Genomic DNA, 17,601 nt, shown 5'->3' on the forward strand with positions numbered 1-17,601 from the left:
TTTCCCGGTTTGTTGGGGGGGGGCGGGGGGGTTTTTTTTTGGGTTTTTTTTTTATACCCCCTTCCCCCCCCCCACGACCCGCGCGAGGGCTTAGGGGACGAGGACCAGGCGGCGGCCGGGCGATTCGCGCCGCCACGCCTCGCCGATATCGGCCAGTGCCACGGTTTCGGTCTCCACCCGCAACTCGCCGCGTACCGCGTGGGTCATGACGGTGGAGTGCAGCCCGCGGAGGAACTCGATCGATGGCGGGCTGCCCGCGCCGAGGGTGACGCCCGCGCGGCGGAGCACGTTGGCGTGTACCGAGACCTCGGTGCCGGCGCTGCTTCCCAGCTGCAGGTACCTGATCTCCTTGCGTGCCAGGAAGGTACGCGGGATGGAGTCCAGCAGCACCTGCGCGGGGCGGCCCCAAAGGTAGTCCAGCACCACGTGGTAGCCGTCCTCTCCGGCCTGGTCACGGAACGCCTCCGCCAGTGCCGCGTCCGACTGTCCTAACGGGATCGTCGCGTCGGCGCCGGTTTCGCGGAGCACGCTTTCGTTACGCCCGGCGGCGACCACGCGGCCGGCGCCGAGCAGTTTCGCGATCTGCACAGCGGTCCGGCCTGCCACGCCGGTCGCGCCGAGCACCAGCACCGTCTCCCCCGGCCGCAGTTTCGCGCCCCAGGACAACGCGCTCCACCCGGAGAGTCCCGGGTTCATCAGCGCCGCGGCGGCGATGTCGTCGATCTCGCCGGGAAGCGGTGTGCACATCTTTTCCGGCGCCACGGCGTACTCCGCCATCGCGCCGTACGGCCCACGCGGAACGCCGAAGGAGACCCTGGTGCCGTTCTCCAGTTCGCCGATTCCCTCGGTGCCGCAGACGAACGGCACCTCGCGGCCCCTGGCGTAGTCGCGATCCTTCGTCACCCAGCGGGACAGCTGGGTCAGCGCGGCGGCCTTGACCCGGACCAGCACCTCACCGTCGCCGGGGACCGGTTTGGCGAACTTCTCGTAGCGCGGCACGGCGCCGAATTCGCGCAGCACCGCCGCGTGCATCACGCGGCCTCCTCGGGCAGGTCGTTGTTCAGGTAGTTGCTCGATCCCTTGACCTGCGCCATGTTGAGCTTGGTGACCGGCAGCAGCCTGCCGAACGCCCGGAGCAGCCACGGCGGTGCAGGCACGGTCTTGCGGCCCAACGCCCTCGCCGCCTTCTGCATGCCGCGCACCCGCTTGATCCGGACCTGCTCGTAGGCCCGGACCCTGGCGATGGGGTCCCGTCCGCCACCGGCGAGCGCGCGGCTGAGCACCCACGCGTCCTCCAATGCCTGGCTCAGCCCCATGCCCACCCGCGGCGGCACCACATGCGCGGCGTCTCCGACCAGGGTGATCGGACCTTCGCCCCACTGCGGAAGCTCCCGGTGGATGATGTGCGGGAAGACGCTGACGTCGTCGTCTTTCATCGCGTCGAGCAGATTCCTCAGGCCGGGTGCGGTCCAGTGGCCGAACCTGGCACGCAGATTGGCCACCGCCGAACCGGGCTCCTTGAGCGAGGCGGTGTCGCCGGGGGCGCCGGGCGGCAGGATGTCGCCGTCGTCGAACGGGAGCTCGAAAGCCCAGTAGACCTTGCCGTCGCCGACGGGATGCATGACGCAGATGCCCTCGTTGCCGAAGATGCTGTGCACCGCGTGCCCATCGGCGAAGGCGCCGGGAAGTTCGGTGATCCCGTGCCAGGTGGCGTCACCGAGATAGACCGCCGGGTCCTCGCCGAACAGCTTGGTGCGGACCACCGAGCGTTGCCCGTCCGCGCCGATCACGAGATCGGCCTTGACCTCGGATCCGTCGGCGAAGGTGACGCGCACGGGGCCGTCGCCGTTCTGCTCGATCCCGGTGCAGCGCATGTTCAACCGCAACGAGCCGTCGAGCAGGCACGCGGCCATCCGCTCGACGATCAGGCCACGAGAACCCACGAGCACCGGCGAACCGAACTTGGCGGAGATCTTCGCGAGGTCCACCCTCAGCGACAGCGAACCGTCGTGATAGAGCCCGTCCACGGAGTCCATCCGCGCGCCGAGCCCGTCCAGCTCCACGCCGAGCTCGCTCAGCAGGCCGGTGCCGTTGGGCAGCAACAGCACCCCGTTGCCGCTGGTGCGCAGCTGCGGGGCCTGCTCGTACAGTTCGACCTCGTGCCCGGCCTCGGACAGCCAGATGGCACAGGCCATACCGCCGAACCCGGCGCCGATGATGACGATTTTCATGCGGGGGAACCTCCAATTCGAACCGGATTCTCTTGGAGCCACTGGTCGACGGCGTGAGCCGTGGAATCGGCGTGCTTCTCCAGAATCGTGAAATGGTCGCCAGGAACGTCCACGGCGGTGTGCGGCAACTCCCAGAAGGACCGCCAGTCGTTCTTGTGCGGGTTGTCCTCGTCCAGCAGGGCCGGGGAGAACGGGTCGAGCGCGCTGAGCAGCAGGGTCGGCGCGTCGATGGGTTTCGGCCGCCAGCCGTCGAAGATCCGCGAGTAGCCGCCCATCGCCGCCAGCCGGATGTCGCTGAGCAGATCGAATCCGCTCTCCCGGTCGGCCATCGCACCGCCCATCGCGTTGGCGACCCCGGTTTTCGCCATATGCTCCGGCGACGAGCTGTCCATCAGCACCACCGCCCCGGCCGGGAGCCCGCGCTTTTCGAGCTGATAGGCGATCTCCTGGGCGAGCCAGCCGCTGGCGGACCGTCCGACGAGGACGAACGGACGGCCATCGGCGCGGTCCACCACCGCTTCGGCGTGCATCAGCGCCAGCGCCTCGATGGTGTCCGGTAGCCGCTGTCCCTTCATGAACCCCGGCTGGGGAATCGCCCAGACCTCACGGGGCTCGGTGAAGGCCCCGGCGAACCGGGCGAACTCGTGCGGGCCGGCGACCGGCGCGAAGGACGGGAAGCAGATCAGCAGCGGGTCCGCCGCGCCACGGGCGAGCCGCACCGTGGGCGGAGCCTCGTCCAGTTCCGCGACGGTGAACGCGGGACGCAGCCGGGAGGCGGCCTCCAGCAGCTTCACCGACTCTTCGACCTTGCCCAGTTCCGTTGCCTGCCAGTACAAGGCGGCCAGCGGACCGGCGGCGTCGGAGTCGAGCGTGACCGTGGCCGACGTGGCCGACGTGGCCGCCGGGGCCGCGGCACGCCGCACCTCGGCCGCCAGATGCGCCGCCAGTGTGGCGGGATCGGCGAAGTCGAAGACCAGGGTGGCAGGCAGGTTCAGCTCCGTCGCGGTGGCGATGTGGTTGCGCAGCTCCATCGCGCTGAGTGAGTCGAAACCCTGTTCCAGGAAGGCCACTCGCGGTTCGACCGCTTCGGCGGACGCGTGCCCGAGCGCGGTGGCGGCGTGCGTGCGCACCAGCTTCAGCATCGCGGCCACCCGGTCCTCTTCGGACAGTGCCGCCATCCCCTCGACCGCGGAGGCCGCGGTCTCGCCAGCGGCTTTCGTGCGTGCGGCCCGACGCGTGTTCACCAGTCCACTGAGGACCGGAGGCAGCGAGCCGGCGCGAGCCTGCTCGGCCAGGACGGTCAAGTCCACCCGCATCAGCGCGGGGGCCGGATCCGCGCCCCGGCAAGCCAGGTCGAACTGCTCCAGCGCTTCGGCGGTCTCCCACGGGATCGCGCCGCCCCTGATGATCCGGGCACGGTCCTTCTCGGCCAGCCGGCCGGTGATGCCGCCGGGTTCCAGCCATGGCGCCCAGGCGAGCGACGTGCCGGGCAGCCCCTCCGCCCGGCGGAGGCGGGCCAGCCCGTCCAGGAAGGCGTTGGCCGCCGCGTAGTTACCCTGCCCCGGGCTGCCGACGGTGGCCCCGGCGGAGGAGAACATCACGAACGCCGAGAGGTCCAGGTCGCGGGTCAGCTCGTGCAGCACCAGCGCGCCGTCCACCTTCGGGCGCAGTACCCGGTCGAACTTCGCGCTGGTCAGCGAGCCGATCAGGCCGTCGTCGACCACTCCGGCCAAATGCACCACGCCGGTCAGCGGCCGGTCGGCGGGGATCTCCGCCAGCACCCTGGCCACGGTCGAGCGGTCGGCGACGTCTCCGGCCACCTGCCGGACGTCCTCGGTCGAGAGCGCGGGGTCCGCGCTGCGGGAGAGCAGCACGAGGTGACGCACCCCGTGCCGCTCGGCCAGATGCCGGGTGAGCAGGCGGCCGAGCCCGCCCGTCGCCCCGGTGACCAGCACCGTGCCGGACGGGTCGAACACCGGCTCTTCCCTGCCGCTCTCCTCGGCGACGGTCACCTTGGCGAACCGGGGCACCCTGATCTCCTCGCCCCGTACCGAAACCTGGGGCTCGCCGAGACCGCAGGCTTGCGCGAGCGCCGTCGGCGACCAGTCGTCCCCGTCGACATCGGCGAGCACGAACCGGTCCGGGTGCTCCAGCTGCGCGGATCGCAGCAGACCCCAGATCGGTGCGGCCACGAGGTCCATGAGGGCATCCCTGGTGACGAAGACGAGGCGCGAGTGCTGGAAACGCTCCTCACCGGCCCACTGCCGGAGCAGGTCGAGCACGGTCGCCATGGCTTCCCGCACGTTCGTGCCGATGTCGCCGGACCACGGCCCGCAGGGCACCAGCACGAACTCGGGCACGGGATCCGGCAGCTCGGTCAACTCGGCCACCGGGTGAACCGTGCTGCCCAAGCTTGCCAGCCCGGCTCCCAGTTTCAGCTCGTCGAACCCCAGCACGGCAAAGGAGTCCGGCGTCTCCGAACCGGCCCGGACCGTCCACTCCAGACTGAGCGCCGACCGCGCGACCCGCTGATCGGCGGGCAGGTCCCGCAGCGAGACGGCCGCGGCCGTGAGCACGGGGGCACCGTTCTCGTCGGCGAGCAGCAGCGCCAGGACGCCGGGTTCTGGCTCGGTGATCCGGGCGCGGACGGTGGTCGCGCCGGTCGCGTGCAAGCGCACGTCCCGCCAGTTCCCCGGCATCTTGCCTTCGGCTCCCACCAGGATGTCCAGCAACTCCGGATGGATGCCGAATTCACCGGTGCCGTCCTCAATGGACACTTCCGCGAAGATCTCGCCATCGCGTTGCCAAGCGGCGGTGGCACCGTCGAGCCAGAGTTCCCTGGATCCGGCGGGGGGCCACTCGATCAGCTCCGGCGACGCGGGGGTCCCGGCGGTCAGGAATCCGGTGGCGTGCCTGGTCCATGCCCCGTCGCCGTCCGCCCGGGAATGGACGCTCACCGCCCGCCTGCCCGCCTCGTCGGCTCCCAGCAGTACCTGGAGCCGACGATTCTCGCCGGTGATCGGGCTGTCCACGGTCAGCGTCTCGATGCGGTCGAGCCCGGCCTCCTGCCCGGCGCGGAACACCAGTTCCACCAGTGCGGAGGCGCTCAACGCGGACGCCGTCCGTCCGGTCAGCATGACCCCGTCACCTTCGGCGAATCCGACCGCCGCCGCCAACAGGGGGTGTTCGGTCGAGGTCAGTCCCAGTCCGTCCGCGTCGGCGGCCTCCGGCTCGCTGTCCTCCAGCCAGTAACGCTGCCGTTGGAACGCGTAGGTCGGCAGGTCGACACGACGCGCACCGGTCCCGGCGAACACGGCCGCCCAGTCGACGAAGGCACCGTCCACATGCAACCGGCTCACCGCGCCGAACAGTGTCTCCACCTCCGGACGGTCCCGGCGCGCGGTGGCGATGGCGAGTTCCGCCGAGCAGTCCAGTGCCATCGCGGTCAGGATCCCGTCGGGGCCCAGCTCGACGAAGCGCCGCACGCCGTCGCGTCGCAGCCGGTCCACACCCCGCTGGAAATGGACTCCCCTCGACACGTGCCGGACCCAGTGACCGGCATCGATCCGCACCGGCTCACCATCCATAGTGGACACGAGCGGAAGCTTCGGTTCGGCGTACGCCAGGGATTCGGCGACCTGGCCGAACTCCTCGAGCACGCCGTTCATCAGCGGCGAATGGAACGCGTGGCTCACCTTGAGCCGTTTGGTGCGACGGCCTCGCTTCGCCATCGCCTCCGCGACGGCCAGCACGGCGGCCTCCTCACCGGAGAGCACCGTGGCGGCGGGCCCGTTGATCGCCGCGATCGCCACGCCGTCCCCGAGCAGGGGCAGCACCTCGGCTTCGGACGCCTGCACGGAAACCATCGCCCCGCCACGCGGGAGTTCCTGCATCAGCCGTCCGCGAGCGGCGACCAGCTTCGCCGCGTCGTCGAGGCCGAGCACTCCGGCGGCGTGGGCGGCGGCCAGCTCGCCGATGGAATGGCCGAGCACGTAGTCGGGATGGACGCCCCAGCTTTCCAGCAGACGGAACAACGCGACCTCGAAGGCGAACAAGCCCGCTTGCGTGAAGGCCGTTTCGGCCAGCTGGTCGGCGTCCTCGCCGAAGACCACGTCGTGTACGGAAGCGCCGAGGTGAGCTTCGAGCCGTTCACAGACCTCGTCGAAGGCCTGAGCGAAGAGGGGGAAGGTGTCGTACAGTTCCCGTCCCATCCCCGGCCGCTGCGAACCCTGGCCGGAGAACAGGAACGCGGTTCTCCCGCCGACGGTTTCCGGCAGGGCGGCGCCGGAGGCGAGCGCGTCCAGGCCGGCCAGCAGGCTCTCCCCGTTCCCCACGACGGCCGCGCGATGAGCGAACTGGGATCTGGTGGTCGCCAGTGAGAACGCGACATCCGCGGGATTCAGCCCGGCCACGACGGACCGCAGCCGGTCGGCCTGCGCCCGCAGCGCCGCCTCCGACTTGGCCGAGAGCAGCCAGGGCACCGCGGGCAGGTTCGCCGCGGTCACCGACTCGTCCCGGTCCGGCGCCTGCTCCAGTATCACGTGGGCGTTGGTGCCGCTGACGCCGAACGACGACACCGCCGCCCGCCGCGGACGGCCCGTCTCCGGCCAGGGCTCCGACTCGGTCAGCAGCTTCACCGCGCCCGCCGACCAGTCGATCTCCGGTGAGGGCTCGTCCACGTGCAGCGTCTTCGGCCAGACACCGTGTCGCAGTGCGAGGACCGTCTTGATCACCCCGCCGACCCCGGCGGCGCCGAGTGTGTGCCCGATATTGGACTTCAGCGAGCCGAGCCCGACGGGCTCGTCGCGGTGACGGCCATAGGTGGCGAGCAGGGCTTGGGCCTCGATCGGATCGCCGAGCTTCGTGCCCGTGCCATGCGCCTCCACCAGGTCGATGTCCCGCGGTTCGAGGTTCGCGGCGGCCAGTGCCTGGCGGATCACCCGCTGCTGTGAGGGCCCGTTCGGCGCGGTCAGGCCGTTCGACGCGCCATCGGAGTTCACCGCAGAGCCCCGCATCACCGCGAGGATCTCCCTGCCGTTGCGCAGCGCGTCGGAGAGCCGCTCGACCATCACCACGCCGACGCCCTCGCCCCAGCTCGTGCCGTCGGCGGCGGCGGCGAAGGATTTGCAGCGGCCGTCCACGGCGAGCCCACGCTGGCGGCTGAACTCGATGAACGCGGCCGGGGTGGACATGATCGTCACCCCACCGGCCAGCGCGAGCGAACACTCCCCCGCGCGCAACGCCTGCGCGGCCAGGTGCAACGCCACCAAGGACGACGAGCAGGCGGTGTCGACCGTCATGGTCGGCCCCTCGAAACCGAAGAGGTACGAGACCCGCCCGGAAAGGACACTCGCCGCGCTGCCGTTGCCGAGGTAGCCCGCGAGCTCGTCCGGCACCACCCGCAGACGGCTGGCGTAGTCGTGGGACACGACGCCGGCGAACACCCCGGTCCGGCTGCCTCGCAGGGAGACCGGGTCGATACCGGAGCGCTCCACCGCCTCCCAGGCGGCTTCGAGCAGCAATCGCTGCTGCGGGTCCATCGCCAGCGCCTCACGCGGGCCGATACCGAAGAATCCGCTGTCGAAGTCGGCCGCGTCCAGCACGAATCCGCCATGTTCGGTGTAGCTCTTGCCTGCCTTGTCCGGATCCGGATCGAACGACCCGGCCAGATCCCAGCCGCGGTCGGCCGGAAAGCCGGAGATCGCGTCGGTGCCGGAGTCGACCAGCCGCCACAGGTCCTCCGGGGTGGCCACCCCACCGGGATAACGGCAGCTCATGCCGATGATGGCGATCGGCTCGTTCTCGGCGGTACCGGTGGTGGTCACGGTGATCTCGCCGGTCTCGCCCGCGAGCACCGCGCGGAGATGACGGGCGAGCACCTCGGGGGTGGGATGGTCGAACACCAGCGTGGCGGGCAGCGCGACACCGGCGGTGTCGGCGAGCAGGGTGCGGAACTCGACCGCGGTCATCGAGTCGAAACCGAGGTCGGCGAACGGCCCCGCCGGGTCGATCTCGTCCGGCGAATCATGGCCGAGCACGGTGGCCGCGCTCCGGCGCACCAGGGCCAGCAGCTCGGGAAGCTCACGTGGTGGCGCCGTCTCCTGAGGCTCGGGTGCCGGCCCGGCGGGCACGATCGGCTCGCGGGAACCGAAGTCCGCCACCGGCCAATAACGCTTGCGCTGGAAGGCGTACGTCGGGAGATCGACCGTGCGGCCCGCGTCGCCGAGCACGGCGAGCCAGTCGACCTTCACTCCGTCGGCATACAGCAGCCCGAGCGCCCTCAGCAGCGTGAGCGGTTCGGACCGGTCCTTGCGGCAGGTCGCCGCCAGCACCGCCCTCCGCCCGCCTTCGGGCTCGACGACGCAGTCACGCGCCATGGCCGTCAGCACCGCGTCCGGCCCGATCTCCAGGAACCGGACGACACCGTGGGCACGCAGCCAGTCGACGCCGTCGTGGAACCGCACGGCCGCTCGAACATGCCGCACCCAGTGCCCGGCGGAGAACGCGTTCACCGGCTCGCCGGTCAGGTTGGACACCACGGGGAACCGGGGCCGCTGGTAGGAAATCCCCTCGGCGATCCGGCGGAAGTCGTCCAGCATCGGTTCCATCAGCGGCGAGTGGAACGCGTGGGAGACGGTGAGGCGCTTGCACTTGCGGCCTTCACCGGTCCAGTGCGCGGCGATCCGCTCGATCGCCGCGACCGCGCCGGAGACCACAGTGGACCGGGGGCCGTTCAGCGCGGCGATCGACACCTCGTCGTCCAGCAGCGGCAGCACTTCCGCTTCGGACGCCTCCACCGCCAGCATCCCTCCCGCATCCGGCAACGCCTGCATCAGCCTGCCGCGGGCGGCGACGAGCCGTGCCGCGTCGGGGAGGGAGAGCACCCCGGCGACGTGCGCGGCGCTCAGCTCGCCGATCGAATGTCCGGCGACGAAATCCGGGCGGAGGCCCCAGTGCTCCACGAGCCGGAACAGCGCCACCTCGAAGGCGAACAACGCGGCCTGAGTGAACTCCGTGCGGTGCACCGCGTCCGAATCCCACACCGTGGCCAGCGGCTGGTCGAGATGCCGGTCCAGCTCGGCACGGACCTCGTCGAAGGCGGCGGCGAAGACCGGGTACTCCCCGGCCAGCTCACGTCCCATGCCCAGCCGCTGGGAACCCTGGCCCGAGAAGAGGAACGCCAGCTTTCCGGAACCGGTCGAACCACGGACCACGGCCGCGTCCGGCTCGCCCGAGGCCAGTGCGGCGAGACCCCGGCGCAGCTCGTCACGGCTCCGGCCGACGACCACCGCGCGATGATCCAGTTCGGCTCGGGTGGTCAGCAGCGAGCGCGCGATGTCCACAGTGGAATGTCCGTCGGCGTCGAGCAGCCGTCCCGCTTGGGCGGCGAGCGCCTTGGCGCCGCGCGCGGACAGCACCCACGGCACCACGCCGCCGGGCTCCGGCGAGGATTCCGCCGACGGCTCCGGCACCTGTTCGAGGATCACGTGGGCGTTGGTGCCACTGATCCCGAACGAGGACACCCCGGCGCGGCGCGGTCGTCCGGTCTCCGGCCAGTCCCGCGCCTCGGTGAGCAGTTCGACCGAGCCCGAATCCCAGTCGATGTGCCGCGAAGGCTCGTCCACGTGCAAGGTGCGCGGCAGAACACCGTTACGGAGCGCCATCACGGTTTTGATCACGCCTGCCACTCCGGCGGCGGCCTGCGCGTGCCCGATGTTCGACTTCAGCGAACCCAGCAGCAGCGGGCGTTCGCGGTCCTGGCCGTAGGTGGCCAGCAGCGCGTGGGCTTCGATGGGGTCACCGAGCGAGGTCCCCGTGCCGTGCGCCTCCACCGCGTCCACTTCGGCCGCGGAAAGCCGCGCGTTCGCCAGCGCCTGCCGGATCACCGCCTCCTGCGACCGCCCGTTGGGCGCGGTCATGCCGTTCGACGCGCCGTCGGAGTTGACCGCGCTGCCCCGCACCACCGCGAGCACGCGGTGGCCGTTGCGCCGGGCCGCCGACAGGCGCTCCACCACGAGCATGCCGACGCCTTCGGCGAAGCCCGTACCGTTCGCCGCCGAAGCGAACGCCTTGCAGCGGAAGTCCGGGGCCATACCGCCCTGTTTCCGGAAGGCGGCCAGCCCATCCGGCATGCACACCACGGAAACCCCGCCGACGAGCGCCAGGAAGCATTCCTCCGCCCGCAGCGCCTGCGCCGCGAGATGCAGTGCCACCAGCGAAGAAGAGCACGCGGTGTCCACCGTGACCGCGGGCCCCTCGAGACCGAAGGTGTAGGCGACGCGGCCGGACATGACGCTCGCGCTGGTACTGGTGGCGAGATAGCCGTCGCTCTGCGCGGCACTGGTCAGCAAGCCGAGATAGTCCTGTCCGTGGGTGCCGACGAACACGCCGGTCCGGCTGCCCCGCAGGGTCGCCGGATCGATCCCGGCGCGTTCGAGTACCTCCCAGGACGCTTCCAGCAGCAGACGCTGCTGCGGGTCCATCGCCAGCGCCTCACGCGGGCTGATGCCGAAGAACGCGGCGTCGAACTCCCCTGCGTCGGGCAGGAACCCACCGCTGCCCTGCTCGGGCCAGCCGCGGTCGGCGGGGAACTCCCCGACCGCGTCGACCTCGTCGGCGACCAGCCGCCACAGTTCCTCGGGCGAGCCGACGCCGCCGGGGAACCGGCAGCTCATCCCGACGATCGCGATGGGCTCGGCCCACGCGTCCGAGAGCTGCTGGTTCCGCGCGCGGAGCCGGTCGATCTCCTTGAGCGAATCCCGCAGCGCGGCGACCACCTGCTCGGCCGGTGCCTCCATGACTGGTCTCCCATTCCGTGGTTCAGAAGCCGAGGCTCTGGCTCGCCTTGCGCAGCAGGCCCTGCACGTCCATGTCGTCGATCTCGCCCTCCGGCACGGGCGCCGCGGGGGTGCCGGGTTTGCCGCCGGTTGCCAGGCGCAGCAGGGCGTCGAGCAACCCGGCCTCCCGCACCCGGCTCGCCGGGATGGTCGACAGCAGCCGTTCGATCTCCGCGTCCCCTGTTTCGTCCGCCGCCACCGGCTCCGCCGGAGCGTCGGGAGTGAGGTCGGCCAGCAGCCGGCGCGCCAGCTCGACCGGGGTCGGATGGTCGAAGATCAGCGTGGCCCGCAGTTTCAGCCCGGTGGCCGCAGTGAGCCGGTTGCGGAGTTCGAGCGAGGTCAGCGAGTCGAACCCGAGGTCCTTGAAGGCCCGTTCCGGTTCGACGCCGTCTGCCGAGTGGTGGCCGAGCACCGCGGCGGCGTGGGAGCGCACCAGGTCCAGCACCGCGCGGTCGCGTTCCTCCTGCGGCATTCCCGGCAGCTCGGTGCGCAGTGACCGGGCTCCGGTGGCGTCGGCCCCGGCCATCCGGCGGGACCGGGTGCGGACCAGGCCGCGGAACAGCGCCGGAAGCCGCTCACCCTGTCCGCGCAGGACGGCGAGGTCCATCCGGACCGGCACCAGCATCGGTTCGTCCGTGGCCAGCGCGGTGTCGAACAGCGCCAGGGCGTCCTCAGTGGACAGTGCGACGGCGCCGCCGCGGGTCATCCGGGAGAGATCGGCCTCGTCCAGCTTCGCGGTCAGCGCGCTGCGCTCGGCCCACAGGCCCCAGGCCAGCGAGATCGCCGGAAGCCCGCTGCCGCGCCGGTGCGCCGCCAGCGCGTCGAGGAACGCGTTCGCCGCGGCGTAATTGCCCTGACCTGGCGAGCCGAAAGTGGCCGCCCCCGAAGAGAACAGCACGAACAGGGACAGGTCGAGGTCCCGCGTCAGCTCGTGCAGATTGAGCGCGCCCTTGACCTTGGGCCGCAGCACCTGCTCGACCTGCTCCGGAGTGAGCTGGCCGAGTACGGCGTCGGCGAGCACACCCGCGGTGTGCACGACGCCGGTCAGTGGCCGGTCCGCCGGGATTCCGGCGAGCAGATCCGCCAGCGCCGCACGGTCGGCGACGTCGCAGGCGGCGAACCGGACCCTGGCGCCCAGCTCCGCCATTTCGGCGGCCAGTTCCGCCGAGCCCCGGCCGCTGCGGCTCGCCAGGATCACGTCGCGGGCGCCGTACTCCCGGACCAGATGCCTGGCGACGAGGCCGCCGAGCGTGCCGGAGCCACCGGTGACCAGGACCGTCCCTTGTGGACGTTGGGACGGCCGGCAGGTGAGCACCACCTTGCCGATGTGCTTCGCCTGGCTGAGATGGCGGAACGCCTGCGGGGCGCGGCGCACATCCCAGGCCCGCAGCGGCAGCGGCCGGAGCAGCCCCTGCTCGAACAGCCCGGCCAGCTCCACGAGCATGGACTGGATCCGGTCCAGACCGGCTTCCTGCAGGTCGTACGCCTGATACCGGACGCCGGGGTGGCCGGCCGCGACCTGGTCGGGAATCCGCTTGTCGGTCTTGCCCATTTCCAGGAACCGGCCACCGCGCGGCAGCAGACCGAGCGAGGTGTCGACGTACTCGCGGGCCAGCGAGTTGAGCACCACGTCCACGCCGCGCCCGCCGGTGGTCGCCAGGAATTTCGGCGCGAAGTCGAGAGAGCGCGAGGAGCCGATGCGGTCGTCGGTGAACCCGGTGGCCCGCAGCGCGTCCCATTTCCCTTCACTCGCCGTGCCGTAGATCTCCGCACCGAGATGGCGGGCGATCTGCACGGCCGCCATGCCGACACCGCCGGCGGCGGCGTGCACCAGCAGCGTCTCCCCCCGGCGCAGACCGGCGAGGTCCACCAGGCCGTAGTACGCGGTGAGGAAGGCGATCGGCACGGTGGCGGCTTCGGCGAAGGTGAGCCCGGCCGGGATCTTCGTCATCATGCGGTGGTCCGCGACCGCGATCGGGCCGAAGGCACCGGCGAGCGCGCCCATCACCCGGTCGCCGGGGGCCACATTCGTCACACCGGGGCCGACGTCGAGCACCACACCCGCGGCCTCGCCGCCGAACGAGCCCTCCCCCAGGGAAAGGCCGAGTCCGTAAAGGACGTCGCGGAAGTTCAACCCGGCCGCGCGGACCTCCACCCGGACCTGTCCGTCCGCCAGCGGTTCCAGCACCTCGGGGCAGGGGCTGAGCACCAGGTTGTCGAAGGTGCCGGTGGTCGGGATGTCCAGGCGCCAGGCGGGTTCGGCAGGCGGGGTGAGCACTCCGCCGGTGTCGGCGGCGGCCAGCCTGGGCAGCAGGATCGCGCCGCCGCGGATCGCCACCTGTGGTTCTCCGGTGGCCACCGCCTCGGCCAGCTTCGCTTGTGACGACTCGTGGTCGTCGACGTCCACCACGACGAACCGGTCCGGGTTCTCCGACTGGGCGGACCGCAGCAGCCCCCACAGTGGAGCGTGCAGAAGATCCGGTTCGCCGTCCTCCGGGGTCGCGGTGACCGCGTTACGGGTGACGATGACCAGCTTGGCGTCGGCGAACCGGTCTTCGTCCAACCAGGACTGGAGAAGCCCGAGTGTTTCGTTCACCGAAGCGCGAACGGTCTCCTCGTCCGGCACGCCGGAGCCCGCCGGGCACGAGTACACCACGTGGTCTCCCGGGTCCGAAATGGACCCGAGGTCGAGCGAGCCGAGCCACACTCCCCGGCCCGCGTCGGTTCGGACGGCGGGTGCCGGAATCCAGTCGACGCGGTAGAGGGAACCGCCGCTGCGGGCCGCGCGGAGTTGTTCCGCGGCGACCGGTCGCACGACCAGTGAGTCCACTGTGGCCACCGGTGCGCCCGCTTCGTCGGTGACCAGCACCGATATTCCGTCCGACATCAGGCTCCCGGCGGGCGCGAGCCGGACCCGCACCGTGGTGGCACCCGAGGCGTGCAGGCTCAGGCCGTTCCAGGAGAACGGCAGTAGCACGCGGTCCGGGTCCTTGCCGGTGTCGATCAGGGTTCCGAGACCGATTCCGTGCAGCGCGGCGTCCAGCAACGCCGGGTGCAGCCCGAACCGGGCGGCGTCGGCGTGCTGCGTCTCCGGCAGGGCGACCTCGGCGTAGATCTCCCGGCCACGCCGCCAGGCCGCCCGCAGTCCCTGGAACGCGGGCCCGTAGTACAGGGTGGTCTCGTTGATCCGGTCGTAGAACTCGGCGAGGTCGATCTCCTCGGCGTCCTCCGGAGGCCAGGCGGCCAGATCGCCCGGCGGCTGGTCGCCCGGCGGCGCGAGGATCCCGCCGGCGTGGCGGGTCCAGTCGTCCGTGCCGTCCGGCCGGGCGTACACGCTCAGCGAACGGGCGCCGGTCTCGTCGGCCGGGCCCGCCAGCACCCGCACCGCGACCCCGCCCTGTTCGGGCAGCGGCAGCGGCACTTCGATGGTCAGCTCCTCCACCACCGGGCAGCCGACTTCGTCCCCGGCGCGCAGGGCGAGCTCTCCGAACGCGGTCCCCGGAAGGATCACCTCGCCCATCACCGAATGGTCGGCCAGCCATGGCTGGCCGTGCCGGGAAAGCAGGCCGGTCATCAGGAACCCGTCGGTGTCCGGCAGATCGGCCGCCGCGCCGAGCAGCGGATGTCCGGCCGGGGTGAGGCCGAACCCGGCGGCGTCGGCCACGTCGGTGGTCGCGTCGTGCCAGTACCGCTCGTGCTGGAAGGCGTAGGTTGGCAGGTCGATGCGCCGTGCTCCGGGGAACACCGCGTGCCAGTCGACGGTGGCGCCGTGCACCTGGGCCTGACCGACCGAGAGCAGGAACCGCTTGAGACCGCCTTCGCCCCGGCGCAGGGAGCCGACGGCTGCGACCCGCTTCCCGGCCATCTCGGCGGTCGCCTCCATCGCCATGGCCAGCACGGGATGGGCGCTGATCTCGATGAACACGGTGTGTCCCTCGTCGATCAGGGCCGTGGTCGCCGCTTCGAAACGGACCGTGCGCCGCAGGTTCCGGTACCAGTACGCCGAGTCCAGCTCGGTTCCGGTGAGCCACCGCGAATCGGTGGCCGAGTAGAACGGGATCTCCGCCTTTCCCGGTGTGATCGGTTCGAGGACTTCGTGCAGCACGTCGGAAAGCCGGTCGATCGACGCGGAATGGGCTGGGAAGTCGACGCCGGGGATCTCCCAGCGCAAAGCCCGCTCCGCGGCGAGTTTCCGGCCGAATTCGGTGAGCGCGTCCCGTTCGCCGGACACCACCACCGAGGTCGGCCCGTTCACCGCGGCCACGGCGAGCCGGTCGGCCCAGGGTTCCAACCAGGCGGCCACTTCCTGCTGGGTCCGCTCCACCGAGACCATGCCGCCCAGCCCGGCGAGCGCGAGCAGTTCGCGGCTGCGCAACGCCACCACCCGGCAGGCGTCACGCAGGCTCAGCGCGCCGGAGACGTACGCGGCGGCGATCTCGCCCTGGGAATGCCCGACCACCGCGGCGGGCTCCACCCCGTGCGAACGCCACAGCTTCGCCAGCGACACCATCACCGCGAAGGACGAAGGCTGGAGCACGTCGACCCGTTCCAGTGGCGGCGCTCCGGGTGCCTCCCGCAGGACGTCGAGCAGGTTCCAGCCGGTGAACTCGGCGAGCGCCTCGGCGCAGGCGTGCAGTGCCTCGGCGAACACGGGCGCGGTGTCCAGGAGCTCGACGGCCATCCCCGCCCAGTGCGTGCCCTGTCCCGGGAACACGAACACCACGCGCGCGGCGGCCGTCGCCATGCCCTGTGCGATGCCGGGCCCTGGCCGGTCTTCGGCGAGCGCGGACAAGGACGCGCACAGTTCGGCCCGGTCCTCGCTGACGAACGCGGCCCGGTGTTCCAGCGCGGACCGGGTGGTCGCCAGGGAGAAGCCGATGTCCGCGCGCGACGCGTCCGGGTTTTCGTCCACGAAGGACAGGAGCTTGGCCGCCTGCCCGCGCAGGGCGTCACGGCCCTTGCCGGAGAGCACGACCAGCGAAGGAACGCTGTCCTTTTCGGACGGTCCGGGCTCCGCCGTGGCGGCGACACCTTCGAGGATGACGTGCGCGTTGGTGCCGCTGATCCCGAACGAGGACACCCCGGCCCGGCGCGGCTGCCCGGTCTCCGGCCACTCCCGCGGCTCGGTCAGCAGCTCGATGTTCCCCGCGTCCCAGTCGATCCGCGGCGAGGGCTGGTCGACGTGCAGCGTTCGCGGCAGTACACCGTGCCGGATCGCCTGCACCATCTTGATCACCCCGGCCACCCCGGCCGCGGCCTGCGCGTGGGCGATATTCGACTTGATGCTGCCCAGCCACAACGGCCGCGGGCGGTCCTGGCCGTAGGTGGCCAGCAAGGCGTGCGCCTCGATCGGATCGCCGAGCGAGGTCCCGGTGCCGTGTGCTTCCACCGCGTCGATGTCCTTGGTGGTCAGGCGTGCGTCCTCCAGCGCCTGCCGGATCACCTTCTCCTGGGAATTGCCGTTCGGCGCGCTGAACCCGTTGCTCGCGCCGTCCTGGTTCACCGCGGTTCCCCGTACGACGGCCAGTACGCGGTGGCCGAGGCGTTCGGCGTCGGACAGCCGCTCCAGGAGCAGCAGTCCGGCCCCCTCGGAGAACCCGGCGCCGTCGGTCGCGGCGGAGAAGGCTTTGCAGCGCCCGTCCTTCGCCAGCCCGCGCTGCCGGCTCAGCTCCACGAACAGCCATGGCGTGGACATCACCGCGACACCGCCCGCCATCGCGAGCGAGCATTCGCCCTCGCGCAGGGACCGGACCGCCAAGTGCAGCGCCACCAGCGAAGAGGAGCACGCGGTGTCCACGGTGACCGCCGGTCCCTCCAGGCCCAGCGTGTAGGCGATCCGGCCGGAGACGAGACTGCCGATGCTGTCGTTGCTCAGGTAGCGGCCGGTACCCTTCGGCACGGGCGTGAGCCGGACGCCGTAGTCGTGATACATCGCCCCGGCGAACACCCCGGTGCGGCTTCCGCGCAGGGTCGCCGGGTCGATGCGGGCGTGTTCGCAGACCTCCCATGCCGATTCCAGCAGCAGCCGTTGCTGCGGATCCATCGCCAAAGCCTCACGCGGTGAGATGCCGAAGAACCCGGCGTCGAACTCGCCTGCCTCGTCGAGGAAGCCGCCTTCCTTCGCGTAGGTGGTGCCGTCGTGGTCCGGATCCGGGTCATACAGCCCGCCGACGTCCCAGCCGCGATCCGCCGGGAACTCGGTGACCGCGTCGACCCCGTCGGCAACCAGCCGCCAGAGCTGCTCCGGATCGCGCACGCCACCGGGGAACCGGCAGCTCATCCCGACCACGGCGATCGGCTCGTGACGCCGGTCCTCGGCGTCGCTGAGCCGCTGCCGGGTGGCGTGCAGATCGGCCGACACCCGGCGGAGGTAGTCGCGAAGCTTGTCCTCTGTGGACATTCCAGTGCCCTTCGGTTCGCGCTGCGTGTCTGTTGGTGAACCCGCGCCGCGATCGACGTCGGCAGGACGCGACCTGGTAGAACCCGTCCCGACGGGCGTCCAGGGCGTCCTGCCACCGCGATAGCGGGGCCTT

The 17,601-nt window shown here is 71.3% G+C and carries 3 protein-coding genes and 1 pseudogene; all 4 read right to left on the minus strand.

Annotated features, from left to right (window positions below; translation table 11 throughout):
- Positions 1-90 precede the first annotated feature (90 nt).
- The 4 genes and pseudogenes from ACZ5ZX_RS18730 to ACZ5ZX_RS18745 all read right to left on the minus strand — a co-directional run bounded on the left by ACZ5ZX_RS18730 (position 91) and on the right by ACZ5ZX_RS18745 (position 17,429).
- A complete protein-coding gene (locus ACZ5ZX_RS18730) occupies positions 91-1,035 on the minus strand; it encodes a quinone oxidoreductase family protein (protein ID WP_465503255.1) in 945 nt (314 codons plus the stop codon).
- Complete coding sequence (locus tag ACZ5ZX_RS18735) at positions 1,032-2,231, minus strand: FAD-dependent oxidoreductase (RefSeq protein ID WP_465503256.1); 1,200 nt, start codon at positions 2,229-2,231, stop codon at positions 1,032-1,034. Before ACZ5ZX_RS18735 ends, ACZ5ZX_RS18730 begins: the two co-directional genes overlap by 4 nt.
- A pseudogene (locus ACZ5ZX_RS18740) lies at positions 2,228-10,996 on the minus strand (SDR family NAD(P)-dependent oxidoreductase); the annotation flags it as partial. The gene ACZ5ZX_RS18735 and the pseudogene ACZ5ZX_RS18740, both read right to left, overlap by 4 nt.
- 55 nt (positions 10,997-11,051) lie before the next feature.
- Positions 11,052-17,429: a type I polyketide synthase gene (locus ACZ5ZX_RS18745; protein ID WP_465503395.1), complete on the minus strand. Its 6,378-nt coding sequence runs from the start codon at positions 17,427-17,429 to the stop codon at positions 11,052-11,054.
- Between the last annotated feature and the right edge of the window lie 172 nt (positions 17,430-17,601).

The sequence above is a fragment of the Amycolatopsis sp. NPDC033938 genome (assembly GCF_055575975.1).